Source organism: Nocardioides mesophilus (assembly GCF_014395785.1).
Lineage (GTDB): Bacteria > Actinomycetota > Actinomycetes > Propionibacteriales > Nocardioidaceae > Nocardioides_B > Nocardioides_B mesophilus.
Map to the genome: position 1 here is coordinate 1,994,664 of NZ_CP060713.1, position 24,300 is coordinate 2,018,963.

Sequence of the window (24,300 nt, forward strand, 5' to 3'; positions counted from 1 at the left end):
CTGCCGGAACTTCTCACCGGGTTCTCAGGCGGCCGGCCGTGTGGAGGTAGTTGCGATCGGGCACACATCCGGTCATGAGTTCTGTTCTCTTCCTCAACGGCCAGGTCTTCGACGGCGTCCGCCACCTCGGGCAGGGCGCCGTCCTCGTCGACGGTGACCGCGTGGTGGCGGTCGGCGATCCCGACGAGGTCCGCGCGGAGGCGGGTGCCAGCGGCCGCGCCGAGGAGGTCGACCTCGGCGGCGGCCTGCTGACGCCGGGCTTCCTCGACGCGCACATGCACCCTCTGGTGGGTGGCCTGGAGCGCAACCGCTGCGAGATGACCGACCTGAGCACTGCCGAGGAGTACCTCGACGCGATCCGCACGCACCACGCAGACCAGCCGTCCGAGGGCTGGTTCCGCGGCGGGGGCTGGGCGGTGACGGCGTTCGGGCCGGGCGGCCCGACCGCCGAGCTGCTCGACCAGGTGGTGCCGGACCGCCCGGCGTTCCTGCCGAGCAGCGACCACCACGACGCTTGGGTCAACACCCGGGCCCTGCAGCTCGCCGGGATCACCGCGGACACCCCGGATCCCGCCGACGGCTGGTTCGAGCGCGACGCGCGCGGCAACCCCACCGGCACCGTGCGGGAAGGCGCGATGGCCATGGTCGGGGACCACCTGGGCACCACCCAGGACGAGTACGACGACGCGATGCGGACCGCCCAGCAGTACCTCTGGTCCTGGGGGATCACCGGCTGGCACGACGCACTGGTGGGTGGCTACTCAGGTCTGGACGACCCGACGCAGTCCTACCTGAACCTGCTGGCCTCCGGCGAGCTGCGCTCGCGGGTGCGGGTGTCGCTGTGGTGGGACCGCCACCGCGGCACCGAGCAGCTGCACGACCTCTGCGCGGAGCGGGAGCGGCTGCGGGCCGCCGGCCTCGACGCGGACTCGGTGAAGATCATGGTCGACGGGATCGCCGAGACGTTCACCGCCGCCGTTACCGAGCCGTACCTGGACCTCACGGGCTGCCGCTGCGGCGACCGCGGGCTCGCCTTCCTCGAGACCGGACCGCTGCAGGAGGCGGTCACGGCCCTGGACGCCGAGGGCTTCGCGGCGCACTTCCACGCGATCGGCGACCGGGCCGTGCACGACGCGCTCGACGCGGTGGAGGCGGCCCGCCGCGCCAACGGCATCACCGGCAACCGGCACCAGGCGGCGCACCTCCAGCTGGTCCGGCCCGAGGACCGTGACCGGTTCCGAGCCTTGGGCGTCACCGCCAACCTCGAGGGGGCCTGGGCGCACACCGAGACCCCGGCGGTGGAGGTCCTGCGCCGCCACCTCGACGAGGAGCGGCTCTCCTGGCACTACCCGTTCGCCGACATCGTCGCCGCTGGTACGCCGACTGCCGGTGGATCGGACTGGCCGGTGAACCCGCCCGGTCCGATCGCCGCCGTCCACGTGCTGGTGAACCGCTGGGCCTACGGCAAGCAGGACGCGCAGAAGGACGCGCTGGTGCCGGATCAGGGACTCACGCTGCAGCAGGCGATGGCGACCTACACCAGCGGTACCGCCCGCGTGAACGGTTGGAACGACGTCGGCACCATCCAGGTCGGGTCCCGCGCCGACCTGGCGGTGCTCGACCGCGACCCGTTCCGCGGACCGGTCGAGGAGATCGGTGCCGCCGAGGTGACGACGACCTACCTCGCCGGAAAGCGCGTCCACGGCAGCTGAGCGACTGGTCCACGCCGGCCGGGCGGGTCCCGCTGGTCGCCTGTGCTGCAGCGCCCCGTCACGGCCCTTCGTCCTGCATGAGGCACGATCGGAGTCACGCTCGTCGTGCGATCCGGGGGTCCTTGATGGTTCTGTCGTTCGACGTCCGTCCCATCCGTCTCGACGATCCGTCGGCGCTAGCGGAGGCCTATGCGGTCGAGTGCGCGGCGACGGGGCCGGAACGGCCCGGCTGGGTTCCCCTGGGCGAGTCAGCTCGAGTCGTGGCGTGGCAGGCCGACGACGGGTGGGTTCGCCACTTCGTGGGGGCGTACGAAGGCAGCAGCCTGATCGGTTTCGCCACCTCCTCGACGGCTCTCGACACACCCGACACGACCTGGGTCGAGGTCTCCGTCCTCCCCCGCCACCAGCATCGGGGCGTCGGCACACGGCTGGTCCTGGCTGCGGAGGGCGCCAGCACAGGATCCGTGAGCCGGTTCGTCGCGAGCGCCTTCCGCACGAGCGCCGCTGAGATCGCTGTCCTGGTCCGTGAGTTCGCGGAGCCGCTCGGCTACCACCCTGCGACCACCGAGACCGTTGTCGAGCTGGAGCTGGTCGGAGCCGATCTTCCCGCGCTGCGGCCGCCGGGCGGCTACTCGGTCTCGACGTACGTCGACGGGGTGCCCGCTCACCTCCGTGCGCAGGTCGGCGTGCTCAAAGGTCTCGTGGACGCGCAGGCACCTCACGGCGAGCTCGGGTGGCAGCCCGCGCCGGTCTCGGTGCAGGAGTACCAGGACGAGATCGCGCTCTGGCAGAGGCAGGGGCGCACTGCGGTCGAGTCGATCGCACTCACCGCTCAAGGACACGTGGCTGCCTGGACGTGTCTGGTCGTCGCGGCCGACTCCAGACGGCCGGCGCAGATCGAGGGGACGCTGGTCCTCGAGCAGCACCGTGGGGTGGGCCTCGGCAAGGCGGTCAAGACGGCGTCCCTCCTCGCGGCTCGTGACCTCGGGAGCGTGACACGCGTCCGGACGAGCAGCGACGACCAGAACGTATGGATGCGCGCCGTCAACCACGAGCTCGGTTTCGTCCCCGTCGAGTCCGAGATCCTCCTCCAGAAGCGAGTGGCCCCGGCCAGCTGAGGTTGGGCAGATCGTGCTCGAGGGCGGGCGCGAAAAACTGTCGGTGGGTGCCTCTAGCGTGTGGGTTATGGCAGCTGATCTCGAGGATGTGCGGGCGTGGGTGGGGACCCTTGCCGACCTCGGGGGTGGGCTCGGTGATGCCGAGCGGGTCGATCTGATCCGGGCGTTGGAGGAGCTGAAGGGTGCGGCGGCGGCTGCGCAGGCGCGGGTCTCGTGCGACTTCGACGTCTCCCAGCGGGAGGCGCAGCGGGCGGCCGGGGTGCCGGAGCGGCGGGTGGGTCAGGGGGTGGCCGCGCAGGTCGCGTTGGCCCGGCGGGACTCGCCGCACCGCGGTGACCAGCACCTGGGGACCGCGAAGGCGCTGGTGCGCGAGATGCCGCACACGCTGGGGTTGTTGACCCGTGGGGTGCTCAGCGAGCGGCGGGCCACGTTGCTGGTGCGGGAGACCGCCTACCTCGCGCGTGAGCACCGGGCGGTGATCGACGCCGAGCTGGCCGGGCCGGGCGCGGTCGAGGCGGTGGCGGAGCTGAGCGATCGGGCGTTGGTGGCCGCGGCGCAGCGGATCGCCTACCGGCTGGACCCGCACGCGGTCACCGACCGGGCCCGGCGTGCGGCGTCGCAGCGGTCGGTGACGCTGCGTCCGGCGCCGGACACGATGAGCTACCTGACCGGGCTGCTGCCGGTGGCCCAGGGGGTGGCCTGCTACGCGGTGCTGACCCGGGCCGCCGACACCGCCCGGGCCGCCGGGGACCCGCGGACCCGGGGCCAGGTGATGGCCGACACGCTGGTCGCCGCGCTCGGCGCCCAGGCAAACCCCGCACCCGACGCCGACGCCGACGCCGGAGCGGCCTCGGACCCCGCACCTGCACCTGCACCCACGTCCCCGACGTCGGACCCGGCCGGACCGGCCGGCTCGATCTCCCTGCAGCTGGTGATGACCGACCGCACCCTGCTCCGCGGCGACGACGAGCCCGCGCACCTGGTCGGCTACGGCACGGTCCCGGCCGGCTGGGCACGCGACCTGCTCCGGAGCACCGGGGCCGAGGTGTTCCTGCGCCGCATCTACACCAGCCCCGGCAGCGGCCGGCTGCTGGCCGCCGACGCGAAGGCCCGCCGGTTCACCGGCGCCCTGCGCGAGGTCCTCATCGCCCGCGACCAGCGCTGCCGCACCCCCTGGTGCGACGCCCCGGTCCGCCACCTCGACCACGCCCGGCCCTGGGAGAGCGGCGGCACGACCTCCACGGTCAACGGCCAGGGCCAGTGCGAGAAGTGCAACTACGCCAAACAGGCCCCCGGCTGGACCGCCGACGGCACCGCCCCACCCGGCGACCGCCACAGCGTGCACACCACCACCCCGACCGGCCACCGCTACCGCTCCCGCGCACCCGCACCCCCCGGCACACCAGCCCCCACTCCCAGACCGAGCCGCGCGGAGCTCCACCTCAGCGACATCGTCCTGGCCAGCTGACCGTCCGCGTCAACTGACTGCTCTCGCCAGTTGACGCGCAGCGTCAGCCTGCGAGACCCAGCGCCCCGAGCGCCATCCCCTCGAGCATCGCGCGCATCTGCGGCTCCGGAAGCATGGCGCTGTGCGGGGTGGAGTTCAGCAACCCGAAGCACGCATGCGCCCGGGCCCGGGCCTCTCGGGCGGACAGGTCCGGGTGGACCTCGCGAAGCCGGTCCGCCCACAGGTCGACGTACGCCCGCTGCAGGGAGCGCACCTTCTCGCGTGCCTGCTCGGGCAGCGAGGACCAGTCGCGGTCCTGGACCACGATCAGTGGCTTGTTGTGCAGGGCGAACTCGACGTGCCACCCGACCAGCGCGTGCACCGCCTCCCGGGGAGACTCCGCCTCGGCCGAGCGCTGCCGGCCCACGGCGAGCAGCTCCTCGCTGATGCTGACCAGCATCTCGGCGAGCATCGCGTCCTTGGACTCGAAGTGCTTGTAGAGCGCCGGGCCGGAGATCCCGCAGGCGGCGCCGAGCTCGTCCACGGAGACGCCGTGGAAGCCACGGGCGGCGAACAGGTCGGCCGCCCGCTCGAGGATCTGCGCCCGACGGGTTCCTGCCATGGATGCAGAGTAGCGCCAAGTAGTTAACGATTGCTAACCTGTCGGTCCACGACCTGAGAGGAGCCCCGGTGCCCGAGGAGATGAAGGCGCTCGTGGGGGACCTGCGCGAGAGGCTGGCCGCCGTACGCCTCGGCGGCTCACCCGCCGCCCGGGCCAAGCACCTCGAGCGCGGCAAGCTGCTGGCGCGCGACCGCGTCGACCGGCTGCTGGACCCGGGCAGCCCGTTCCTCGAGCTCAGCCCGCTCGCGGCGACCGGGATGTACGACGACGCGGTGCCCTCGGCCGGCATCGTCACCGGGATCGGCCGGGTCAGCGGTCGCGAGTGCGTGGTCGTTGCCAACGACGCCACCGTCAAGGGCGGCACGTACTACCCGGTGACGGTCAAGAAGCACCTGCGGGCACAGGAGGTGGCCGCGGCCAACCGGCTTCCCTGCCTCTACCTCGTCGACTCCGGCGGTGCCTTCCTGCCGATGCAGGACGAGGTCTTCCCCGACCGGGATCACTTCGGCCGGATCTTCTTCAACCAGGCCAACCTCTCGGCGCAGGGCATCCCGCAGGTGGCCTCGGTGATGGGGTCGTGCACCGCCGGGGGCGCATACGTCCCGGCGATGTCGGACGAGAGCGTGATCGTGAAGAACCAGGGCACGATCTTCCTGGGCGGACCGCCGCTGGTGAAGGCGGCGACCGGCGAGGTGGTGACCGCGGAGGACCTCGGCGGCGGCGACGTGCACGCCCGCAGGTCCGGCGTGGTGGACCACCTGGCCGACGACGACGCGCACGCGCTCTCGATCGTCCGGTCGATCGTGGCCACCTTCGAGCGCCGTGAGCCGCCGAGCCTGGAGCGGCACCTGCCCGAGGAGCCCGCCGAGGACCCCGAGGGCCTGTACGACGTGGTGCCGACCGACTCGCGGACGCCGTACGACGTGCGCGAGGTGATCCGGCGGGTCGTCGACGGCAGCCGGTTCCACGAGTTCAAGGCGCTCTACGGCGAGACCCTGGTCTGCGGGTTCGCCCGGGTCTGGGGCTACCCGGTCGGCATCGTGGCGAACAACGGAATCCTGTTCAGCGAGTCCAGCCTCAAGGGCGCGCACTTCATCGAGCTGTGCAACCAGCGCGGCGTGCCGCTGGTCTTCCTGCAGAACATCACCGGCTTCATGGTCGGCCGCGAGTACGAGAACGGCGGCATCGCCCGGGACGGCGCCAAGCTGGTGACCGCGGTCGCCTGCTCCGTGGTGCCGAAGTTCACCGTGGTGATCGGCGGCTCGTTCGGGGCCGGCAACTACGGGATGTGCGGACGCGCCTACGACCCGCGCTTCCTCTGGATGTGGCCCAACGCGCGGATCTCGGTGATGGGCGGCGAGCAGGCCGCCTCGGTGCTGGCCACGATCCGGCGCGACGGACTGGAGGCCCGCGGCGAGGAGTGGAGCCCCGACGACGAGGAGTCGTTCAAGGCTCCGATCCGCGACCAGTACGAGCACCAGGGCTCGCCCTACTACTCGACGGCCCGGTTGTGGGACGACGGCGTCATCGACCCGGTCGACACCCGCCGGGTCCTCGGCATGGGGCTGGCCGCGGCCGCGCACGCGCCGGTGCCCGAGCCCTCCTACGGCGTCTTCCGGATGTGAACCCCGTCGGCCCGGACCCGCTCACGGGTCCGGCGCCGGCGCCAGAAAGGACACAGCGATGATCTCCACCCTCCTGGTGGCCAACCGCGGGGAGATCGCCCTACGGGTGATCGCCGCCGCGCGTGCCCGGGGGCTGCGCACCGTCGCGGTCTACTCCGACGCCGACCGGGAGGCCCCGCACGTGCGGGCCGCGGACACCGCGGTGCGCATCGGGCCGACCCCGGCCACGCAGTCCTACCTCGACATCGACGCGGTCCTCGGTGCGGCGCGGGCCACCGGTGCCGACGCGATCCATCCCGGCTACGGCTTCCTCTCCGAGCGGGCCGCGTTCGCCCGCGCCGTCGTGGAGGCCGGGCTGACCTTCGTCGGCCCGTCGGCCGAGGTGATGGAGAAGATGGGCCGCAAGGACCTGGCCCGCGACATCGCCGTCGCCGCCGGCGTCCCGGTGGTGCCCTCCGCGGAGCTCCACGGCGACGAGGTGGACGCCTCGGCAATCGGCTTCCCGCTGCTGGTCAAGGCCGCCGCCGGCGGGGGCGGCAAGGGGATGCGCATCGTCCGCGAGGCCGACGAGCTCCCCGCCGCGCTGGCCGCCGCGCGCCGCGAGGCGCTGAGCGCCTTCGGCGACGACACGCTGCTGGTGGAGCGGTACGTCGAGCTCGGCCGGCACGTCGAGGTGCAGGTGCTCGCCGACAGCCACGGTCACGTCGTGCACCTCTTCGAGCGCGACTGCTCGGCCCAGCGCCGCCACCAGAAGGTGATCGAGGAGGCGCCGGCACCCGAGCTCTCCGACCGGGTCCGCAAGCTGCTGCACGAGTCGTCGGTGGCGCTGGCCCGCGAGGTCGGCTACGTCAACGCCGGCACGGTGGAGTTCCTGGTCGCCGGCCGGCCCGGCCAGGAGGAGGCGTTCTTCCTGGAGATGAACACCCGGCTCCAGGTCGAGCACCCGGTCACCGAATTGGTCACCGGCCTGGACCTGGTGCAGCTGCAGCTGCGCATCGCCGACGGCGAGCCGCTGCCGTTCACCCAGGAGGACCTGACCTGCACCGGGCACGCCTTCGAGGCCCGGGTCTACGCCGAGGACGCGTTCAACGGCTTCCTGCCGCAGGCCGGGGTCGCGGAGTCGGTGCGCTGGTCGCCGCGGGCCCGGGTGGACGCGGCGCTCGAGTCCGGCCAGGAGGTCAGCACCTCCTATGACCCGATGCTCGGCAAGGTCATCGTGCACGGCTCCACCCGGGAGGCGGCCCGCCAGGCGCTGGTCACGGCGCTCGACGACACCGCGATCCTCGGGCTGACCACCAACCTCGGCTTCCTGCGGGGCCTGGCCGCCTCCGACGCGTTCCGCGACCTCGAGGTCGACACGGCCTGGCTGGATCGCAACCCCGACGCGATCCGCCCGACCGGCACCGACACCGCGGCGCTGCTGGGCGCCTGGGCGCTCGCGCACGCCCAGGTGCAGGACGACACCCCGTTCGGCACCGCGGACGGCTGGCGTCTGGCCGGGCCCGCCGCCTTCACCCCGGTCGAGCTGCTGGTGGACGGGCAGTCGGCCCTGTTCGAGGTGGGTGCGGACACCGTGACGCGCCGTACCGACGGCACCGGCGGCGCCGGCGGCGCCGACCGGACCTGGCGGGTGCACCCGATCGCCGCCGACGCCGCGGTGCTCCGCGTCGAGGTCGACGACCGGGTCCACGAGGCGGCCGTCAGGGTCGGCCCGCACGCCGTGGACGTGGCGCACCGCGGTCACACCTTCCGCTTCGAACGCCCGGACGCCTTCGGCCCCGGCGCGCACGCCGCCACCTCCGACGGCTCGGTGACCGCACCGATGCCGGGCACCGTGCTGAGCGTCACCGCCTCCGTCGGTCAGCAGGTCACCGAGGGTGAGGTGCTGGGCGTGATGGAGGCGATGAAGATGGAGCTGACGCTGAAGGCACCGGTGACCGGCACGGTGGCGCGCGTCGGGGCCGCCGCCGGTGACCAGGTGGCGCTGGGGGCGACGCTGTTCGTGGTCGACCCCGGCACGCCCGACGACCCCGCGTAACGTCAGAAGGATCGAGGTCATCGGCCGCCAGGCAGGTGACGTCCCAGAAGAGGAGTGCCAGATGAGGGCCCCCCAGGTGGTGCGCGACCCGTCGCTGCCCGAGCGCGTCACGATCTACGAGGTCGGACCCCGCGACGGGCTGCAGAACGAGAAGACGATCGTCCCCGTGCGGACGAAGGCCGACTTCGTCGCTCGGCTGGTCGCCGCGGGCTGCCCGGTCGTCGAGGCGACCAGCTTCGTGCACCCGGCGTGGGTGCCGCAGCTGGCCGACGCCGCCGAGCTGATGGGACTGCTCGTCGACGAGCTGGGTGAGGCCGCCCTCGAGATGCCGGTGCTGGTGCCCAACGAGCGCGGCCTGGACCGGGCGCTGGAGATCGGCTCGCGGCACATCGCGATCTTCGGCAGCGCCACCGAGACCTTCGCGCAACGCAACCTCAACCGCAGCCTCGACGAGCAGTTCGCCATGTTCGAGCCGACCGTGACCCGGGCTCGCGACGCGGGGCTGGACGTGCGCGCGTACGTGTCGATGTGCTTCGGCGACCCCTGGGAGGGCGACGTCCCGGTCGACCAGGTGGTCGCGGTCGGCCGACGGCTCTTCGAGCTCGGCGCCTCCCAGCTCTCGCTCGGCGACACGATCGGAGTGGGTACGCCGGGTCACGTCGTCGCGCTCCTCGACGCGTTCAACGCGGCCGGTCTGGGCGATGACGTGCTCGCGCTGCACTTCCACGACACCTACGGGCAGGCGCTGGCCAACGCGGCCACGGCGCTGCGGCACGGCGTGACCACCTTCGACGCCTCGGCAGGGGGCCTGGGTGGCTGCCCCTACGCCCAGAGCGCCACCGGCAACCTGGCCACCGAGGACCTGGTGTGGATGCTCGACGGTCTCGGCGTCGAGCACGGGGTGGACCTCGAGCAGCTGGTCGGCACCAGCCTGTGGATGGCCGACGAGCTCGGTCGCCCCAGCCCCTCCCGCGTGGTCAAGGCGCTGGGCGGGTAGGGCAGAATCTGCCCATGACTCGCCGGGTGTACCTCCACGTCGGGGCGCCGAAGACCGGGACGACGTACCTCCAGGACAGGCTCGCGCTCAACCGCACCGCCCTCGGCCGGCACGACGTGCACTACCCCCTGGGCCTGCAGGCCAGCCACTTCAAGGCGGCCATCGACCTCATCGACGAGCCCTGGGCCGGTCAGCGCGACGCCTCTCGCGGCGAGTGGCAGAAGCTTGCCGACCGGGTCCGCAAGCACGACGGCACCGTGATCGTCTCCCACGAGATCCTGGCCGCCGCCCGGCCGGCGCAGGTCCGGCACGCGATGGACACGCTCTCCGGTGCCGAGGTGCACCTGGTCTACTCGGCCCGCGACCTGGCGCGGCAGATCCCGGCCGAGTGGCAGGAGGGCGTCAAGCACCGCCGCAGCCGTTCGTTCGCCAAGTTCCTCCACCAGATCCAGACGGCCAACCGCGCGAAGCCCAACCTCTGGTTCTGGCGCGTGCAGGGGCTCACCGACGTGCTGACCCGCTGGAGCGAGGGGCTGCCGCCCTCCCGGATCCACCTGGTCACGGTGCCGCAGTCCGGGGCGCCGCGCGACCTGCTCTGGAACCGCTACTGCGACGCGTTCGGGTTCGACCCCGCCTGGGCGCCGGAGGAGAGCGGCCGGGCCAACGCCTCCGTCGGGACCGCCGAGGCGGCGCTGCTGCGCAAGCTCAACCGGCGGCTCAAGGAGGCCGGTCTCTCCAGCGAGGACTACAGCACGCTGGTCCGTCAGCTCGTCGTGCACGACACCCTCGCGCACCGCAAGCAGATGAAGCTCGCCACGCTCCCGCCGCTCGCCTACCCCTGGGTGCAGGGGATCGCCGACGAGTGGATCGAGTGGGTGCAGGGCGCGGGGATCCAGGTGCACGGCGACCTCGAGGACCTGCGGCCGGTGCCGCCGCCGGAAGGTGCGCGCTGGCGCAACCCCGACCGCCCCAACCGGGGCCAGATGGTCGACGCGGCGCTCGACGCGCTCGTCGCGATGACCCTCGAGGCGGCGCACCGCCCCAACCCCGACGAGCAGGTCACCGCGAAGATCGGCCGGGTCGCCCGGCGACTGCGCGGCCAGTGACCCCCGACGAGGGGGAGCGGGCCGCCCGGGACTGGGTGGCCCACCTGCGCTCTGGCGGCAGCACCCGGTGGCAGGAGTGGCTGGAGTCGTACGCCGCCGCCCCGTCCGGCGAGCACGTCGAACACCCCGGCCGCCCCGGGCACGCCGAACGCCCCGAACGCTGCGAACACCCCGACCGCCCTGGTCGGCTGCCCGGCGCCGGCCAGCTCGAGCTGCTGCGCAGGCTCGCCGGGGCCGCCGCCGCCCGGACCGCGAGCACAGGCGCCGCGGACGTCGACCGGGACGCCGCCGTGTTCGCCGCCCTGGCCGACCGGACGCTGAACCGCACCGGACCCGGCCGGGGGCTGCCGGAGCTGCCGCTGCCGATGCCCGGAGCCGGGTCCGCGGACGCGCCGGCGATCGGCCCGCGACCGGTCGACCCCGACGACGTACCGCTCGAGGAGCTGGTCCGCAGCGCCACCGGGCTGCTCGTCTCCGAGCTGGTCTCGGCGCCGTCCGCCGAGGTGGCGAGCCCGCCGGCCCCGCCCCGGCCGCGGCGCCGGTTGCTCGCGACGAGGTACGTCGTCGACGGTGCGCCGATCAGCTCCGCGGCCGTGCGCGGGGCACTGCGCCAGGCAGGCCACGTGGCCGGCGGGTCGCGGGCCACGGTGGTGCTGGTGGCCGCTCCCCTGGACGTGGCGCTGGCCCAGGTGTGGTCGGCCCGGGCCCAGCACAGCGCGGCTGCCCGGTGGCAGGCCTTCGTGAGCCGGTCGGTGCGCCTGGGCGCCCTGCCGCGGGCGGTCGACGTGGCGGCGCTGGCCCGGCACTGGTCGGACCGGGTGGGCGTGCAGCGGGTGCACGTCGTGCTCGACGAGGACCCGCTGGCCGGGGCCGCCGCCGCGCTCCGGCTGCCGACCGGGCCGGCCCCGGCGCCGCCGTACCCTCCCGACGTCGCGCTCACCGCAGCCGAGGTGGACCTGCTGCGGCGGGTGAACGAGGTGCTCGCCGTCCGGGTCGCCGCCGACCGCGCGGACGCGATCCGCGCCCGGCTGGTGGCCTCGCTGGCGGCGCGGCGCCGGCCGGCGGCTCCGATGCGGCTGCGGGTGCCCGACCAGCACCTGCCCTGGCTGCAGCAGCACGCCGCCCGGCTCCGCGAGGAGATCGTCCGCGACGGCTACGCTGTGCACGGCGATCCGGCCCGGCTCGGGCCGCTCCACGAGGGTCCGGACCGGCCGCTGCCCGACGAGGTGCTCGCGCTGCTGCTCGAGTCCGTCCTGGACGCGGCCGGCCTGTGACGGTCGCACGACGAGCGCAGAGCGAGAGGTGCCGGTGACCACCGAGCGGAGAGTGCTGGTCCACGTCGGTGCACCCAAGACCGGGACCTCCTCGGTGCAGGACGTGCTGTTCCGGCACCGCCACGAGCTCGCCGACGAGGGGCTGCTCTACCCCGCTGACCGGCACGATGCGCACTTCCTGGCGGCCCTGGACCTGATGGAGCTGACCTGGGGCGGCCTGGAGCGCGACGCGGTCGGCGCCTGGGACCGCGTGGCCGAGCAGGTGCGGGCCTGGCCGGGGACCTCGGTGATCTCCCACGAGATCCTGGCCACCGCGACTCGGCCGCAGGTGGCCCGCGCCCTGGCGTCCCTCGGGGACCCGGCCGACGTGCACGTCGTGATGTCGGTGCGGGACCTGGTGCGCCAGATCCCGGCGGAGTGGCAGGAGAACATCAAGCACCGCCGGGTGATCGGCTACCACGACTTCCTGCGCACGATCTCCGACCCGGACCGCTCCGGGCGGCTGGCGTCCTGGTTCTGGGGGGTGCAGGAGGTTCCCGACGTCCTGGACCGGTGGGCCGCGACGCTGCCCCCGAGCACGTGCACGTGATCACCGTCCCGCGGCCCGGGGCTCCGCGCGACCTGCTCTGGGAGCGCTTCGCCGGCGTCTTCGGGATCGACCCGCGCCGCTACGCCCCGACCGGGGAGCGTGCCAACCCCTCCCTCGGGGTGCCGGAGACGGCGCTGCTGCGCCGGGTCAACCAGCAGGTCAACAACGGCGTGCTCGCCAACGACGACTACCGCCGGTTCGTCCGCGAGCTGCTCGCCCACCGGACCCTCTCGCAGCGCTCGGAGTCCCCCCGGCTGGCGCTGCCGCCGCAGACGCGGAGCTGGGCCGCCGACCTCTCGGAGAGCTGGATCGGGCTGCTCGGCGAGCGGGGGTACGACGTCGTCGGGGACCTCGCCGAGCTCCGGCCCGAGCCCGCGGCCGGCACCGCGTTCGTGGACCCGGACCACCCCGACGAGACCCAGGTCGCCGACGCCGCGACCGAGGCGATCGTGGTGCTGCTGCAGGAGGCGGCGCGCCTCGCCGGCGTCGAGCGGTCGCTGCGCGAGGACGTGCACGCCGCCCACCGCGATCTCGACCGGACCCGGGGACTGTGGTTCCGGGCCAAGCGGCGGCTGGTGCACCTGGCCGACGACAACCGGGCCGCGGCCGCGGGGCTGACGGCCTACCGGCGCGTGCGGGCCAGGAGCTCGCGGTCGGCGTAGCGCCCGATCTGCCAGGTGGCGAAGCCGTCGGCGCTGGCGCCGACCAGGCCGCCGACCACCGGGACGCGCCGCCCGATCACCACCGCCATCCGCTTGCCCGCCACCTTGGTGAGCAGCTCCGAGGCCACCTCGCCGGCCATGATCCGGTTCAGGTCCGGGTCGTGCGTGGGAGCCGTGGCCAGCGCCATCGGCGGGGCCGGCAGCTTCTTGCGCCGTACCAGCGACTTCACCGAGTCCTCGCCGAGGATGCAGGCGAGGATCGCGTTGCGGACCCGCGGGTCCTCGAGGTCGTAGTCGCGCAGGTGCGCGATGCCGGCGACCATCCGGCACTGGATCAGCGCCAGCCCGGTCACGTTGGCGGGGATCATCACGGCCGCGGTGACGAGGCCGCCGAGGTTCGTGGCGAAGCCCTGCGCGCCGGCGTAGCGGACGTGGTTCTCGATCACCTCGTGGACGGCGCTCTGCCGGTCGCCCTTCTGCTCGGCGAGCTGCTGCTCGGCCGCCCGGGCGGCCGGAGGCAGCGGCCCGGCGCCGCTGATCGCGCGGTTGAGCGCCTCGTGCACGAAGCCGCTGGTCATGTCCGGCGCGAGCCGGTGCACCCGTGGTGCCACGGTCTTGCCGATCATGCTGCCGATACCCATGTCCTGCTCCTCCTGTCGCGGCCGGTGCGGGCCGCCGACGTCCTCTTCCTCGGACCCTAACGACGTACGGCAAAGTGGGCAGAATGACTCGCGTGCCCCACGAACCGCCTCCGTCCCCCTGGGTCTTTCCCGATCCGGCGACCGTGGAACCCGATGACCTGGTCGCGATGGGCGCGGACCTGGAGCCGGGCACGCTGCTGGCGGCCTACCGCGGCGGCCTGTTCCCGATGCCCGGCGAGGGTGTCGACGGGGTGCTGTGGTGGTCACCGCTCGAGAGGGGCGTGCTGCCGCTGGAGGCGCTGCGGGTCTCGCGGTCGCTGCGGCAGGCGGTGCGCCGCATGGAGATCCGGGTGGACACCGCGTTCAGCGAGGTGGTGAGCGCCTGCGGCGACCCGGGCCGGGAGGGCGGCTGGATCGACGAGGACATCGCCGCGGCGTACCTGCGGCTGCACGAGCTGGGCTGGGCGCACTCGGTGGAGGCGTGGCAGGACGGTGAGCTGGTCGGCGGGTTGTACGGCGTCGCGATCGGCGGCCTGTTCGCGGGAGAGTCGATGTTCCACCGGGTCCGCGACGCCTCCAAGGTGGCCCTGGTGGGGCTGGTCGAGCTGCTGCGCGACGAGCACGCCGCCGACCGGCTGCTCGACGTGCAGTGGCAGACACCGCACCTGGCGTCGCTGGGAGTCGTCACGGTGCCGCGCAGGAGGTACCTGCGTTTGCTGCGCACCGCGCTGCCGGTGCCGCTGCCGGCCGCGTTCACACGACCTGCGGAGTCCCCCCGGTCTCGGTGACCATCGGTCGGGACGCGGCCGCCCAGTCGAGCATGCCGCCGGCGAGGTTCACCACGTCGTGCCCACCGCTGCCGAGGTAGGCCACCGCCTGGGCGGACCGGCCGCCGACCTTGCACACCACCAGGGTCTGGCCCTCGGGCAGCTCGTCGAGGCGGCCGGGCAGCTCGTGCAGCGGGATGTGCAGGGCGCCCTCGATGTGGCCGTGGCGCCACTCGATCTCTTCGCGCACGTCGAGGACGGTGAGGTCCTGCGGCAGCGGGTCGGGGACGTCGCCGACGCTGACAGTGGGGATCGGCCCGTAGTTCATGCGGTCACGCTACCGGCGCGCCGGCGGCTCACTTGAGCAGCCTGGACATCCGGCGGTCGGCCAGCAGCTTGCCGCCGGTCTGGCAGGTGGGGCAGTACTGCAGCGAGGAGTCCGCGAACGACACCTCGCGCACGGTGTCCCCGCAGACGGGGCACGGCTGGCCGGCGCGGCCGTGGACCGACAGGTGGCTCTTCTTCTCGCCCTTGAGGTCGGCCGCGTGCAGCCCCCGCGAGCGCGCGACGGCCTCGCCGAGGACCTGCTTGATCGCGTCGAAGAGGGTCTGCAGCTCCTCGTCGGTGAGGCTGTTCGACGGCTTGAACGGGGAGAGCCGGGCGGCGTGCAGCAGCTCGTCGGAGTAGGCGTTGCCGATCCCGGCGATCGTGCCCTGGTGGCGCAGCACCCCCTTGATCTGCGAGCGGCCGGCGTCCTCCAGGATCCGCCCCAGCACGTCGATGGTGAAGGCGTCCTCCAACGGGTCCGGCCCGAGGGTGGCGATGCCGGGCACCTCGAGCGGGTCGCGGACGACGTAGATCGCCAGCCGCTTGCGCGTGCCGGCCTCGGTGATGTCGAGGCCGGAGCCGTCGTCGAGCACGACCCGGGCGGCGAACGGGGACTTGTTGCTCGGTCGGGGCGGCAGGGCTGGCACCTCGTCGCGCCAGCGCACCCACCCGGCTCGGGAGAGGTGCAGGACCAGGTGCAGGCCGGCGGCGTTGATGTCGAGGAACTTGCCGTGCCGGGTCACCGACTCCACGAGCGCCCCGGACAAGGCCGAGAGCGGCGGGTCGAAGGTCTTGAGCGCGCTGAACGCGGCCAGGTCGACGCGCACGATCGCGCGGTCGGTCAGTCGGCCCGCGAGGTCCAGCGCGAGCCCCTCCACCTCTGGCAGCTCGGGCACCGCGCCAGTCTAGGAGCACCCGTGGCCGCTCCGGGCGGATACTCGCGACACGTCGATACGGCTCGCTAGCGAAATCTACGGTGAACGCTAGAGAGATCGATACAGTGCGATCGTGGACCCCGTACGCAACCCCTACGCGCCCGGCGCCGGCCAACGGCCTCCCGAGCTGGCCGGCCGTGACCGCGAGCTCCAGCAGTTCGAGGTGACCCTCGAGCGGGTGGCGGCCGGCCGCCCGGAGCGGTCGATGGTGCTCTCCGGGCTGCGCGGCGTCGGCAAGACCGTGCTGCTCAACGCGCTGCGCAGCCAGGCCGTCAAGCGGGCGTGGGGGACCGGCAAGCTCGAGGCCCGCCCCGAGCAGTCGCTGCGGCTGCCGCTCGCCCAGGCGGTGCACGCCGCCGTCCGCGAGCTCGGCCACCGGCACCGCGACCCGGACCGGGTGGACGCGGTCGCCGGCGTGCTGAAGGCGTTCGCGCTGCGCACCACGCTCGAGGACCGCAAGGGCGTGCGCTGGCAACCGGCCACCTCGATCGGCGCCGACGTGCCGGCCACCCGGGGTCGCGCCGACTCCGGCGACCTGGAGCTGGACATGATCGAGCTGTTCACCGACGTCGCGGACCTCGCCCGCGACCTCGGCGTCGGGGTGGGCATCTTCATCGACGAGATGCAGGACATCTCCACCGCCGAGCTCGCCGCGTTGTGCGGCGCCTGCCACGAGATCAGCCAGCAGGGCGCTCCCCTCGTCGTGGTCGGCGCCGGTCTGCCGCACCTCCCGGTGGCGCTCGCCACCAGCAAGTCCTACGCCGAGCGGCTCTTCCGGTACGTCGTCGTGGACCGGCTCCCGCGGCTGATGGCCGACCGGGCGCTGCTCGTGCCGGCCGGCACCGAGGAGGTCGACTACGAGCCGGACGCCCTCGACGAGCTCTACCGCCTCACCGACGGCTACCCCTACTTCGTGCAGGCCTACGGCAAGGTCACCTGGGACGCCGCCGTCGCCTCCCCGATCCGGGTGGTCGACGTGCAGGTGGCCGCCCCGGAGGCCGAGCGCGAGCTGGCGGTGGGCTTCTTCGGCGCCCGCTACGACCGGGCGACGCCGGCCGAGCGCGACTACATGCGCACGATGGCCGACCTCGGCGCCGACAACGACGACGGCGCGGTGACCACCGCGGACATCGCCGGCGCGCTGGGCCGCAAGCCGCAGAGCCTGTCGCCGGCCCGCGACGGCCTGATCAAGAAGGGCCTGGTCTACTCCTCCGAGCGCGGCACCGTGGCGTTCACGGTCCCGCACTTCGGCAAGTTCCTGCGCGCCCAACGCACCTGAGCAGGACTTTGCCCCGGGGTCCCACGGCGACGGCAGCCGCAATGTCACGATGGCTCCATGCACCGCGTCGTCGGCCGCCCGCAGGTGGTCGCCCATCGAGGGTCCAGCGCCTCGACGGCGGAGCACACCTTCGGCGCCTACGTGAAGGCGCTCGACGAGGGTGCCGACGCCCTCGAGTGCGACGTCCGGCTGACCGCCGACGGACACCTGGTCTGCGTGCACGACCGCCGCGTGGACCGGGTCACCAACACCGAGGGTGTGGTGTCGACGATGGCGCTGGCCCAGCTCGACCAGCTCGACTTCGCGTCCTGGAAGAACCCCTGGGCCGACCTCGACGACGAGGCGCCCGAGGTCGACGAGCGGACCCGCCGCGTGCTCACCATGCGCCAGCTGCTGGAGACGGTCCGCGACTACGACCGGCCGGTCGACCTCGCGATCGAGACCAAGCACCCGACCCGGTACGCCGGCCTCGTCGAGCGACGGCTGGTCGAGCTGCTGGAGGAGTTCGACTGGGTGGGTCCCGACTCGCCGGCGCGGGTGATGAGCTTCTCCTGGCTGGCGCTGACCCGGGTCAAGAAGCTCGCGCCCGCGATCGAGACCGTCTTCCTCCTCGACCAGCAGCACGCCTGGCTGCGGGCCCGCCAGTCGGCCGACCTCGACTTCATCGCCGGCCCCGGCATCGGCTTCCTCCGCGACAACCCCCGGGTGGGCCGGCGGATGGCCCGCACCGGTCGGCGGATGCACGTCTGGACGGTCAACACCGAGGCCGACCTCGACCTGTGCCGCGAGCTCGGCGTGGAGGCCGTGATCACCGACCGGCCGGCGATGGCGCTCGCGCACCTCGGCGGCGCCCGCTGAGTGATGTCGGTCTCACCGCACGGTCATCGGTTCCGCTACCCTGGCGTTCTGGTTTGCCCGGCCGGGGGGTTGGGCAGCATCGCCTCCGACATGTCATCGACGTTCCCTGGGGGTCGGGTGAGTACGAGCTCGCTGCGAGCCGGGCGCGCGCCTGTCCAGCTGCGCGTCCCCTTCGCCGCGTCCTCGGTCGCCGTCGCCCGTCACAAGCTGAAGGACTGGCTGCAGGAGGCCGGCTGCTCGACGCGAAGCGTCGACGACGCCCGCATCGTGATCTCCGAGCTCGTCGGCAACTCCGTGCGCCACGCGCAGCCGCTGCCCGACGGCGACATCCTGGTCAGCTGGCAGGTGGAGAAGCGCGGCCTGCTGATCTCGGTCACCGACGGCGGCAGCGGCACCCGGCCGCGCACCGTGCACGCGCCGGCCGGAGCGCTGGCCGGCCGCGGCATGGCCATCGTGGAGAGCCTCGCCGTCACCTGGTGGGCCGACAAGAAGCAGGCCCGCTCCACGGTGCACGCGATCCTCGAGCTCTGAGCGCCCCGGCGCGCCCGGGGCCGGCAGCGCTCAGTAGGCTCCCACCCCATGGGAAAGAAGTCGCGCACCAGGCCTGAGCACCGCACCGACCCGAGCGAGCGCACCGGGACAGCCGGCGAGGTCGGACCGCGCCAGCCCTGCCCCTGTGGGTCGGGACGGCGGTTCAAGGCCTGCCACGGCAGTGTCGACGGCCCGCCGCCGCTCTTCGTGTCCCGGCCCTTCGAGGGCCTGCCGGGCGAGACCGACGTGATCGCGCTGCGCGAGTTCGTGCCCTCCGCGACGGCCCCGCTGACGCTGCGCGACGGCGACCGCACCGTCGTCCTCTGCTCGCTGCTGCCGATGGCGGCCCCCGCCCTGGTCCGGCAGGACGGCACGATCTGGCTGGGCCTCCAGGTGCAGCACGGCTTCGGCGATCCCAGCCGTGACCTCGCAGCCGTGCTGGAGAAGGCACTCGCCGCCGACGCCGGCGAGGTCGTCGGCCTGACCGACCCGCCCGGAGAGGGTCCGCGGCTGCAGGACCTGCTCGCCGAGCAGCCCCTCGAGGTGAGCGTGCACGACGGCTTCGACTGGTGGGTGGCCGACGTGGACGACCCGACCGGGTCCGTGCACGCGTCGCTGGAGGCGGCCAACGCCGCCGCGAACCCGAGCGCCCGGCTGCAGTCGGTGCAGGCGGCGTACTGGACCCGGATGGGCTCCAAGGAGCACCTGCGCTGGGTGATGCCGCACGACGAGGACCAGCTGCTGACCGCACTGGCGCGCCTGCACGCCGCCGGCAAGGACGACCTGGTCGAGGGCTCGCGGTTCGTCGGCATGTTCCGGGCGCACGGCCTGCTGGCTCCGGTCTGGGACCTGCCCGTCGGGACCGGTGCCGAGGTGCTGGAGGAGCCGGCGGTCCGGTTCGCTGCCGACCTCGAGGCAGCCCTCGCGGACGGGTCGGCGCTGAGCACGCAGGAGCGCTCGGCCCGCAACGGCCTGGCGAACCGGCAGCTGACGATCCGCTGAGCCGCGGCCCCGGCCGCACCGGTGCCCGACCGGTCCGGACAGGACTAGACCAGCGGCACCAGATGACGGGGATCCGGCCTTTTTTGGGGCCGGGAGTTGATCAAAAGGTCAACCGACCGTAGATTTATCACTGCCCGGTCGTTGTTGTATCCCCCGTCAGCAACGGCCGGGCTTTTTCATGTCCTGAGCCCTGCAGGTAAACAGGGCCAGCCCCGGTCCCCGCTCGAGCAGAGCGGCAACCGGGGCTTCGTGTTTCCTGTGGGTCAACCCGGCTTCCACCGGGTCCACCGGGGGTCAGCCGGTCGCCAGCGACTCGCGGGACACCGGGCAGGACATGCAGCGCGGGCCGCCGCGACCGGAGCCGAGCTCGGAGCCGGCGATCGCGACGACCTCGATGCCGGCCTCCTCGAGGCGGCTGTTGGTCTCGATGTTGCGCTCGTAGGCGACCGCCACCCGGGGCGAGAGCGCCAGGGTGTTGTTGCCGTCGTCCCACTGCTCCCGCTCGGCGGTGACCGGGTCGAGCCCGGTGTCGATCTGGTGCAGCGTGTCGATGCTCATCGCCTTCGCGGCCGCGACCAGGAACGGCTCGGCGCGAGCCACCTCCAGCACGAGGTCGGCGTCCCCGTCGCCGGTGCGCTCGCGGCAGGTGACGGCGTACGCCTGGAGGTTGTCGGCGATGTTGGGGTACATCACGATCTTGTCGACGTCGACCATCGTGCACACGGTGTCCAGGTGCATGGTGGCGCGCTCCTGCGCGATGGGTACGGCGAGCACCGTCTCGGCCAGGCCGGCGGCGAACACCTGGCGGGCCAGCCGCTCCGCGCCGGCCGGGGTGGTGCGCTCGCCGACGCCGACGGCGATGACGCCGGGAGCCAGCAGCAGGACGTCGCCGCCCTCGACGTGCTCGCGCTGCCAGCCGTGCAGCGTCGGGGTGCCGGCGAACCGCGGGTGCTCGGTGTAGATCAGCTCGGTGAGCTGGGTCTCCCGCTCCCGGGCCGGCATCGCCAGGGAGGTGATCGCCACCCGGTCCCGCACCCAGACGCTGGAGTCGCGGGTGAAGAGCAGGTTCGGCAGCGGGTCGATCAGGAAGTCGTCGCTGTGCAGCAGGCTGGTGACCAGGCCGTGACCGCCGCGGACCTCGTCGTTGCGGACTCCGGCGGTGAGGAACGAGGCCAGCTCCTCGGGCGACTGGTCGTGCAGCGCGGAGGTGAGGTAGCCGCGCAGCGTGTCGCCGAGGTGCAGGCTGGACATCGCCCCGGTGATCGCGTGCTCCCGGGCGGTCTCGCTCTGCAGCGTCTCGGTGAGCAGCTCGACGAGGTAGAGCACCTCGACGTCGCGGTCGCGCAGCGCCTGCGCGAAGGCGTCGTGCTCGTCCTGCGCGCGGCCCACCCAAGGGATGCCGTCGAAGAGCAGCTTGTCGTTGTTGCGCGGCGTGAGCCGCTTCAGCTCCGGGCCGGGGCGGTGCAGCATCACCGTCCGCAGCCGGCCGACCTCGCTGTCGGCGCCGTGCGGTGCTCGCTGGTTCTCCATGAGGCGAACCCTAGACCGTCGCGCCGCTCCCCGGGCCGGCCGGCGGCGACGGCGGTGGTGTCGGCAGCTCCTCGGAGACCTGGTCGTGCACGATCGCCGAGCCGGCGACCTGGCCCGCCGCGGCGGCCGACAGTACGGCGGCCATCGGCATCGGCAGGGACGGCCGGTGGGCCGCATCCCCCGCGGCGTAGACGCCCGGACGGCTGGTGCGGCCCAGATCGTCGACCGACACGCAGCCGGACGGCAGCAGGTCCAGGCCCAGCTGCTCGGCGAACGGGGCGGCCTGTGACAGCACCGGCGCGACGAACAGACCGGCGACGTCGACGGCGTCCCCGGTGACGAGCTCCACGCGAGCGCCGGGGGAGCTCTCGCGCACCCCGACCACGCGCGAGGTCACCACGGTGGCTCCCAGGCTCGCGAGCTGGGTGGCGACCACCGGGTCCGGAGCGGCGCCGTCGGTGAGCACGGTGAGCGACGACGCGATCGGCGCGAGCATCCCGGCCAGCACCGCTGCGTGCGGCGTCGCCGCGAGGATTCCCACCGGCGAGCCGGTCAGCTCGTGGCCGTGGCAGAACGGGCAGTGCGCGACGACGTCACCCCAGAGCTCCGCGAGCCCGGGCACGTCGGGCAGGGTGTCGCGCAGCCCCGTGGCGATCAGCACCCGCCGACCCCTGACCTCCGCGCCGTCGGCGACGTTCACGCGGAAGCCGGAGTCGTCGGGTGCGACGGCGGTGACCCGGGCGGCGCGCACCTCGACGGTGTCGTAGCCGGCCAGGTCGGCCCGGGCCTGCGCCCGGAACGCGGCCGGCGGCTGACCGTCGTGGCCGAGGACGTTGTGCATGTGGGCGGCCGGGTCGTTGCGGTAGCGGCCGGAGTCGAGGACGAGCACCGAACGGTGCATCCGGCCGATCGAGAGCGCCGCCTGCAGCCCGGCCGGCCCTCCGCCTAGCACCACCGCGTCGTACGTCTGAGTGTCCATGACCGTGCCTCCTGGGGCGTCGACTTGTCCATGGCACGAGGATCTGACTTCATGTCGACATGAAGTCAAGTGCTCGATCCGTCACCCCGACCTGGTCCGTCGGTGAGCTCGCAGGTCGCTTCGGACTCGCCACGCACGTCCTACGGCACTGGGAGGACGTCGGCCTCCTCGCCCCGGCCCGCGACGGGGCCGGCCGCCGCCGCTACGGCCCCGACGAGCTCGTGCGGGTCGCGGCGATCCTGCGCAGCAAGTCCGCCGGGATGTCGCTGGAGCAGATCCGGGCGCTCCTGCACGGCGACGCGCATGGCCGGCACCAGGTCCTCGAGGCGCACGTCGCCGAGCTCGACCGGCGGATGGCCGAGATGGAGCTGTCCCGCGAGATGACGTTGCACGCCCTGCGGTGCCGAGCCCACGACATCGCGACCTGCCCGAACTTCGCCCGCTCGGTGCAGGACCTGATCGAGGGTCAGCCGGCGACGATCTCGTAGAGCGTGAACGCGGCCAGCAGCAGGCAGACCCCCGCGCCGATGTAGTGCAGCAGCGAGAGCTTCATGTAGCGCAGCAGCACCCGTCCCATCAGCACCGCGAGCCCCGAGACGGTGAGCAGCGCGGCCCAGGCGCCGACGAAGACGCTGACGTGGTCGTGGTACTTCGCGACCAGGCTGATGGTCAGCAGCTGCGACAGGTCGCCCCACTCGGCGGCGAAGAGCACCAAGAACGAGGCGACCGCGGCCCGCAGGAAGTTCTTCGGCTCGCTGGCCCGGGCGGCGTACTCCTGCTCCTGCTCCTTCTCCTCCGCGTCGGCGCCGGGGGCGGTGCGGAACAGCACGAACGCGCCGGCGAGGAAGATCACCAGCGCGACGCTCTTGATCAGCAGGTCCGGCAGCAGGGTGGCCAGGGCCCCCGCGGTGACCGCGACGATGGTCTGCACCAGGAACGCCAGGCCGACGCCGATCCAGACCGCGAGCGGCCGGTAGCGGGTGGAGAGCACCAGCGCGGCGATGAAGGTCTTGTCGGGCAGCTCGACGAGGAAGATCGTCCCGAAGGCGAGGGCGGCGACGGCGAGGTCCACTACAGCAGCTCCTGGGTGGCCGCGACCGCCTCGGCGAGCACGTCCTTGATCGGTCGGTGGGTGCGGGCCGCGACGTGGGCCACGTCGACGTACTCGGGCTGGGCGTTGACGACCCGGCCGTCGAGCAGGGCGAGCTTCACGGTGATCTGGTGGCCGGCGACGGCGACGGTCCGGGTCTCCCGGTCCAGCGCGGTCTTGCCGACCGGCACCTCACGGACGCCGATCGTCGAGGTCTGCCGGAACACGGCGGCGCGCGCGGCGTCGACCCGGTCCGGTGCAGCCAGCACGTGCAGCGTGTGCGCGGGCCGGCCCTTCTTCATCAGGATCGGGGTCAGCCAGGCGTCGCTGGCGCCGGCCTCGAGCAGCGCCGCGATCACGTCGGGCCACAGCCGCGGGTCGAGGTCGTCGACGTTGGTCTCCAGCACCACCGCGCCGCCGCTGCCGCCGGGTCCCGCCGCGGCGGGGACGGAGCCGACCGGCTCCCCGACCAGGAGACGTACGACGTTCGCGTGCCCCTCCGGGTCGCGACCGCCGGCGCCCACCCCGACCGTGGCGACCGCCATCATCGGCTGCGCCCCGAACGAGGTGGCGTGGCTGACCAGCAGGGCGGCCCCGGTGGGCGTGCACAGCTCCATCTGCGGCGCTCCGGCCGGTCCGGCGTACGACGGGGCGCCGCGCAGCAGCTCGACCACCGCCGGCGGCGGGACCGGCAGGTCGCCGTGCGCGCCGCGGACCCGCCCGGAGCCGACGGCCACCGGCGAGACCACCAGCGCAGAGAGCCCGAGGTGGTGCAGGCCGGCGCAGACCCCGACCACGTCGGCGATCGCGTCGAGGGCGCCCACCTCGTGGAAGTGCACCTCCTCGGGGGTGGTCCCGTGCACGGCGGCCTCGGCGACGGCCAGGCGCTCGAAGGTGGCGTGCGCGCTGTCCCTGACCTCGTCGGCGAGCGGCGCCGCGGCCAGCAGCGCGGCGACGTCGCGCCAGGTCCGGTGGGTGTGGCTGTCGGCGACGTCGACGTGGCAGCGGGTCGCCGCGAGAGCGCCGCGGACGACGGTCTCGGTGCGCAGCCCGACCGCCTCGGGCGCGACCGCCGTGACCGCTGCGGACAGCACCTCCAGCGGGACACCCGCGCCGACCAGGGCACCGAGCAGCATGTCGCCGCTGGCCCCCGAGGACGCGTCCACCCAGC

At 73.5% G+C, this 24,300-nt stretch carries 24 protein-coding genes; 16 read left to right on the forward strand and 8 right to left on the reverse strand.

Annotation, left to right across the window (positions count from 1 at the left end; genetic code table 11):
* Positions 1–74 precede the first annotated feature (74 nt).
* The 3 genes from H9L09_RS09425 (at position 75) to H9L09_RS09435 (ending at position 4,298) form a co-directional block, all read left to right on the forward strand.
* The gene (locus tag H9L09_RS09425; protein ID WP_187580340.1) at positions 75–1,712 is read left to right on the forward strand and encodes an amidohydrolase; all 1,638 of its coding nucleotides are present in this window, start codon (positions 75–77) and stop codon (positions 1,710–1,712) included.
* A gap of 260 nt (positions 1,713–1,972) precedes the next feature.
* Positions 1,973–2,830, forward strand: a complete 858-nt coding sequence (locus tag H9L09_RS09430; RefSeq protein WP_187580341.1) for a GNAT family N-acetyltransferase — start codon at positions 1,973–1,975, stop codon at positions 2,828–2,830.
* A 67-nt stretch (positions 2,831–2,897) separates the two neighbouring features.
* A complete protein-coding gene (locus H9L09_RS09435) occupies positions 2,898–4,298 on the forward strand; it encodes an HNH endonuclease signature motif containing protein (protein ID WP_187580342.1) in 1,401 nt (466 codons plus the stop codon).
* Between the two features lie 43 nt (positions 4,299–4,341).
* Here the strand turns inward: H9L09_RS09435 and H9L09_RS09440 are convergent, their stop codons facing one another.
* Positions 4,342–4,899 carry an SACE_7040 family transcriptional regulator gene (locus H9L09_RS09440; RefSeq protein ID WP_187580343.1) on the reverse strand — a complete coding sequence of 186 codons (558 nt, stop codon included), beginning with the start codon at positions 4,897–4,899 and terminating at the stop codon, positions 4,342–4,344.
* A gap of 80 nt (positions 4,900–4,979) precedes the next feature.
* Between H9L09_RS09440 and H9L09_RS09445 the strand changes: the two genes are divergently transcribed.
* From H9L09_RS09445 to H9L09_RS22030, 7 genes are all read left to right on the forward strand, one after another.
* Positions 4,980–6,524 carry a carboxyl transferase domain-containing protein gene (locus H9L09_RS09445; RefSeq protein ID WP_187580791.1) on the forward strand — a complete coding sequence of 515 codons (1,545 nt, stop codon included), beginning with the start codon at positions 4,980–4,982 and terminating at the stop codon, positions 6,522–6,524.
* Positions 6,525–6,582: 58 nt separating this feature from the next.
* Positions 6,583–8,562, forward strand: coding sequence for an acetyl/propionyl/methylcrotonyl-CoA carboxylase subunit alpha (locus tag H9L09_RS09450; protein WP_187580344.1), 1,980 nt, complete (start codon positions 6,583–6,585; stop codon positions 8,560–8,562).
* 61 nt (positions 8,563–8,623) lie between these two features.
* Complete coding sequence (locus tag H9L09_RS09455; protein ID WP_187580345.1) at positions 8,624–9,559, forward strand: hydroxymethylglutaryl-CoA lyase; 936 nt, start codon at positions 8,624–8,626, stop codon at positions 9,557–9,559.
* A 14-nt stretch (positions 9,560–9,573) separates the two neighbouring features.
* A complete protein-coding gene (locus H9L09_RS09460; RefSeq protein WP_187580346.1) occupies positions 9,574–10,665 on the forward strand; it encodes a hypothetical protein in 1,092 nt (363 codons plus the stop codon).
* Entirely contained in the window at positions 10,662–11,939 is a 1,278-nt protein-coding gene (locus H9L09_RS09465) for a hypothetical protein (RefSeq protein WP_187580347.1), read from the forward strand. Before H9L09_RS09460 ends, H9L09_RS09465 begins: the two co-directional genes overlap by 4 nt.
* 34 nt (positions 11,940–11,973) lie before the next feature.
* Positions 11,974–12,528 (forward strand): hypothetical protein, encoded by a 555-nt coding sequence (locus H9L09_RS22025; protein WP_246456391.1) that lies wholly within the window; start codon positions 11,974–11,976, stop codon positions 12,526–12,528.
* Positions 12,492–13,190: a hypothetical protein gene (locus tag H9L09_RS22030; RefSeq protein ID WP_246456392.1), complete on the forward strand. Its 699-nt coding sequence runs from the start codon at positions 12,492–12,494 to the stop codon at positions 13,188–13,190. The genes H9L09_RS22025 and H9L09_RS22030 overlap by 37 nt, the downstream gene beginning before the upstream one ends.
* Here H9L09_RS22030 and H9L09_RS09475 read toward each other — a convergent pair.
* Positions 13,151–13,831 (reverse strand): EcsC family protein, encoded by a 681-nt coding sequence (locus tag H9L09_RS09475; RefSeq protein ID WP_187580348.1) that lies wholly within the window; start codon positions 13,829–13,831, stop codon positions 13,151–13,153. The two genes, H9L09_RS22030 and H9L09_RS09475, sit on opposite strands and share 40 nt — an antisense overlap.
* A gap of 83 nt (positions 13,832–13,914) precedes the next feature.
* Between H9L09_RS09475 and aat the strand changes: the two genes are divergently transcribed.
* On the forward strand, positions 13,915–14,619 hold the full coding sequence (gene aat / locus H9L09_RS09480; RefSeq protein WP_187580349.1) for a leucyl/phenylalanyl-tRNA--protein transferase: 705 nt from the start codon (positions 13,915–13,917) through the stop codon (positions 14,617–14,619).
* Here aat and H9L09_RS09485 read toward each other — a convergent pair.
* Positions 14,585–14,926, reverse strand: coding sequence for a rhodanese-like domain-containing protein (locus H9L09_RS09485; RefSeq protein ID WP_187580350.1), 342 nt, complete (start codon positions 14,924–14,926; stop codon positions 14,585–14,587). The two genes, aat and H9L09_RS09485, sit on opposite strands and share 35 nt — an antisense overlap.
* A gap of 28 nt (positions 14,927–14,954) precedes the next feature.
* Positions 14,955–15,821 carry an Fpg/Nei family DNA glycosylase gene (locus H9L09_RS09490; RefSeq protein WP_187580351.1) on the reverse strand — a complete coding sequence of 289 codons (867 nt, stop codon included), beginning with the start codon at positions 15,819–15,821 and terminating at the stop codon, positions 14,955–14,957.
* 112 nt (positions 15,822–15,933) lie between these two features.
* On the opposite strand from H9L09_RS09490, the gene H9L09_RS09495 reads away from it, so the two are divergent.
* The 4 genes from H9L09_RS09495 to H9L09_RS09510 all read left to right on the forward strand — a co-directional run bounded on the left by H9L09_RS09495 (position 15,934) and on the right by H9L09_RS09510 (position 19,530).
* Positions 15,934–17,139, forward strand: coding sequence for an ATP-binding protein (locus H9L09_RS09495; protein ID WP_187580352.1), 1,206 nt, complete (start codon positions 15,934–15,936; stop codon positions 17,137–17,139).
* 57 nt (positions 17,140–17,196) lie between these two features.
* A complete protein-coding gene (locus tag H9L09_RS09500; RefSeq protein ID WP_187580353.1) occupies positions 17,197–17,997 on the forward strand; it encodes a glycerophosphodiester phosphodiesterase family protein in 801 nt (266 codons plus the stop codon).
* A gap of 117 nt (positions 17,998–18,114) precedes the next feature.
* Positions 18,115–18,528 carry an ATP-binding protein gene (locus tag H9L09_RS09505; protein ID WP_187580354.1) on the forward strand — a complete coding sequence of 138 codons (414 nt, stop codon included), beginning with the start codon at positions 18,115–18,117 and terminating at the stop codon, positions 18,526–18,528.
* Between the two features lie 48 nt (positions 18,529–18,576).
* A complete protein-coding gene (locus H9L09_RS09510; RefSeq protein ID WP_187580355.1) occupies positions 18,577–19,530 on the forward strand; it encodes a DUF5926 family protein in 954 nt (317 codons plus the stop codon).
* A gap of 294 nt (positions 19,531–19,824) precedes the next feature.
* On the opposite strand, the gene H9L09_RS09515 is transcribed toward H9L09_RS09510, so the two are convergent.
* Together H9L09_RS09515 and H9L09_RS09520 are read right to left on the reverse strand one after the other, a co-directional pair.
* A complete protein-coding gene (locus tag H9L09_RS09515) occupies positions 19,825–21,060 on the reverse strand; it encodes an arginine deiminase (RefSeq protein WP_187580356.1) in 1,236 nt (411 codons plus the stop codon).
* Positions 21,061–21,070: 10 nt separating this feature from the next.
* On the reverse strand, positions 21,071–22,039 hold the full coding sequence (locus H9L09_RS09520) for an NAD(P)/FAD-dependent oxidoreductase (RefSeq protein ID WP_187580357.1): 969 nt from the start codon (positions 22,037–22,039) through the stop codon (positions 21,071–21,073).
* 59 nt (positions 22,040–22,098) lie between these two features.
* Here H9L09_RS09520 and H9L09_RS09525 point away from each other — a divergent pair, with 59 nt between their 5' ends.
* Entirely contained in the window at positions 22,099–22,527 is a 429-nt protein-coding gene (locus H9L09_RS09525; protein ID WP_187580358.1) for a MerR family transcriptional regulator, read from the forward strand.
* Here the strand turns inward: H9L09_RS09525 and H9L09_RS09530 are convergent.
* Positions 22,506–23,111, reverse strand: a complete 606-nt coding sequence (locus tag H9L09_RS09530; RefSeq protein ID WP_187580359.1) for a TMEM165/GDT1 family protein — start codon at positions 23,109–23,111, stop codon at positions 22,506–22,508. The two genes, H9L09_RS09525 and H9L09_RS09530, sit on opposite strands and share 22 nt — an antisense overlap.
* Positions 23,111–24,295 carry a nickel pincer cofactor biosynthesis protein LarC gene (gene larC, locus H9L09_RS09535; protein WP_246456395.1) on the reverse strand — a complete coding sequence of 395 codons (1,185 nt, stop codon included), beginning with the start codon at positions 24,293–24,295 and terminating at the stop codon, positions 23,111–23,113. The genes H9L09_RS09530 and larC overlap by 1 nt, the downstream gene beginning before the upstream one ends.
* Positions 24,296–24,300 lie beyond the last annotated feature (5 nt).

Coding starts and splice junctions, on each gene's coding strand:
- H9L09_RS09425 (WP_187580340.1), top strand. CDS start 75: ATGAGTTCTGTTCTCTTCCTCAACGGCCAGGTCTTCGACGGCGTCCGC.
- H9L09_RS09435 (WP_187580342.1), top strand. CDS start 2,898: ATGGCAGCTGATCTCGAGGATGTGCGGGCGTGGGTGGGGACCCTTGCC.
- H9L09_RS09440 (WP_187580343.1), bottom strand. CDS start 4,899: ATGGCAGGAACCCGTCGGGCGCAGATCCTCGAGCGGGCGGCCGACCTG.
- H9L09_RS09445 (WP_187580791.1), top strand. CDS start 4,980: ATGAAGGCGCTCGTGGGGGACCTGCGCGAGAGGCTGGCCGCCGTACGC.
- H9L09_RS09450 (WP_187580344.1), top strand. CDS start 6,583: ATGATCTCCACCCTCCTGGTGGCCAACCGCGGGGAGATCGCCCTACGG.
- H9L09_RS09455 (WP_187580345.1), top strand. CDS start 8,624: ATGAGGGCCCCCCAGGTGGTGCGCGACCCGTCGCTGCCCGAGCGCGTC.
- H9L09_RS09460 (WP_187580346.1), top strand. CDS start 9,574: ATGACTCGCCGGGTGTACCTCCACGTCGGGGCGCCGAAGACCGGGACG.
- H9L09_RS09475 (WP_187580348.1), bottom strand. CDS start 13,831: ATGGGTATCGGCAGCATGATCGGCAAGACCGTGGCACCACGGGTGCAC.
- aat (WP_187580349.1), top strand. CDS start 13,915: ATGACTCGCGTGCCCCACGAACCGCCTCCGTCCCCCTGGGTCTTTCCC.
- H9L09_RS09485 (WP_187580350.1), bottom strand. CDS start 14,926: ATGAACTACGGGCCGATCCCCACTGTCAGCGTCGGCGACGTCCCCGAC.
- H9L09_RS09500 (WP_187580353.1), top strand. CDS start 17,197: ATGCACCGCGTCGTCGGCCGCCCGCAGGTGGTCGCCCATCGAGGGTCC.
- H9L09_RS09510 (WP_187580355.1), top strand. CDS start 18,577: ATGGGAAAGAAGTCGCGCACCAGGCCTGAGCACCGCACCGACCCGAGC.
- H9L09_RS09515 (WP_187580356.1), bottom strand. CDS start 21,060: ATGGAGAACCAGCGAGCACCGCACGGCGCCGACAGCGAGGTCGGCCGG.
- H9L09_RS09520 (WP_187580357.1), bottom strand. CDS start 22,039: ATGGACACTCAGACGTACGACGCGGTGGTGCTAGGCGGAGGGCCGGCC.
- H9L09_RS09525 (WP_187580358.1), top strand. CDS start 22,099: ATGAAGTCAAGTGCTCGATCCGTCACCCCGACCTGGTCCGTCGGTGAG.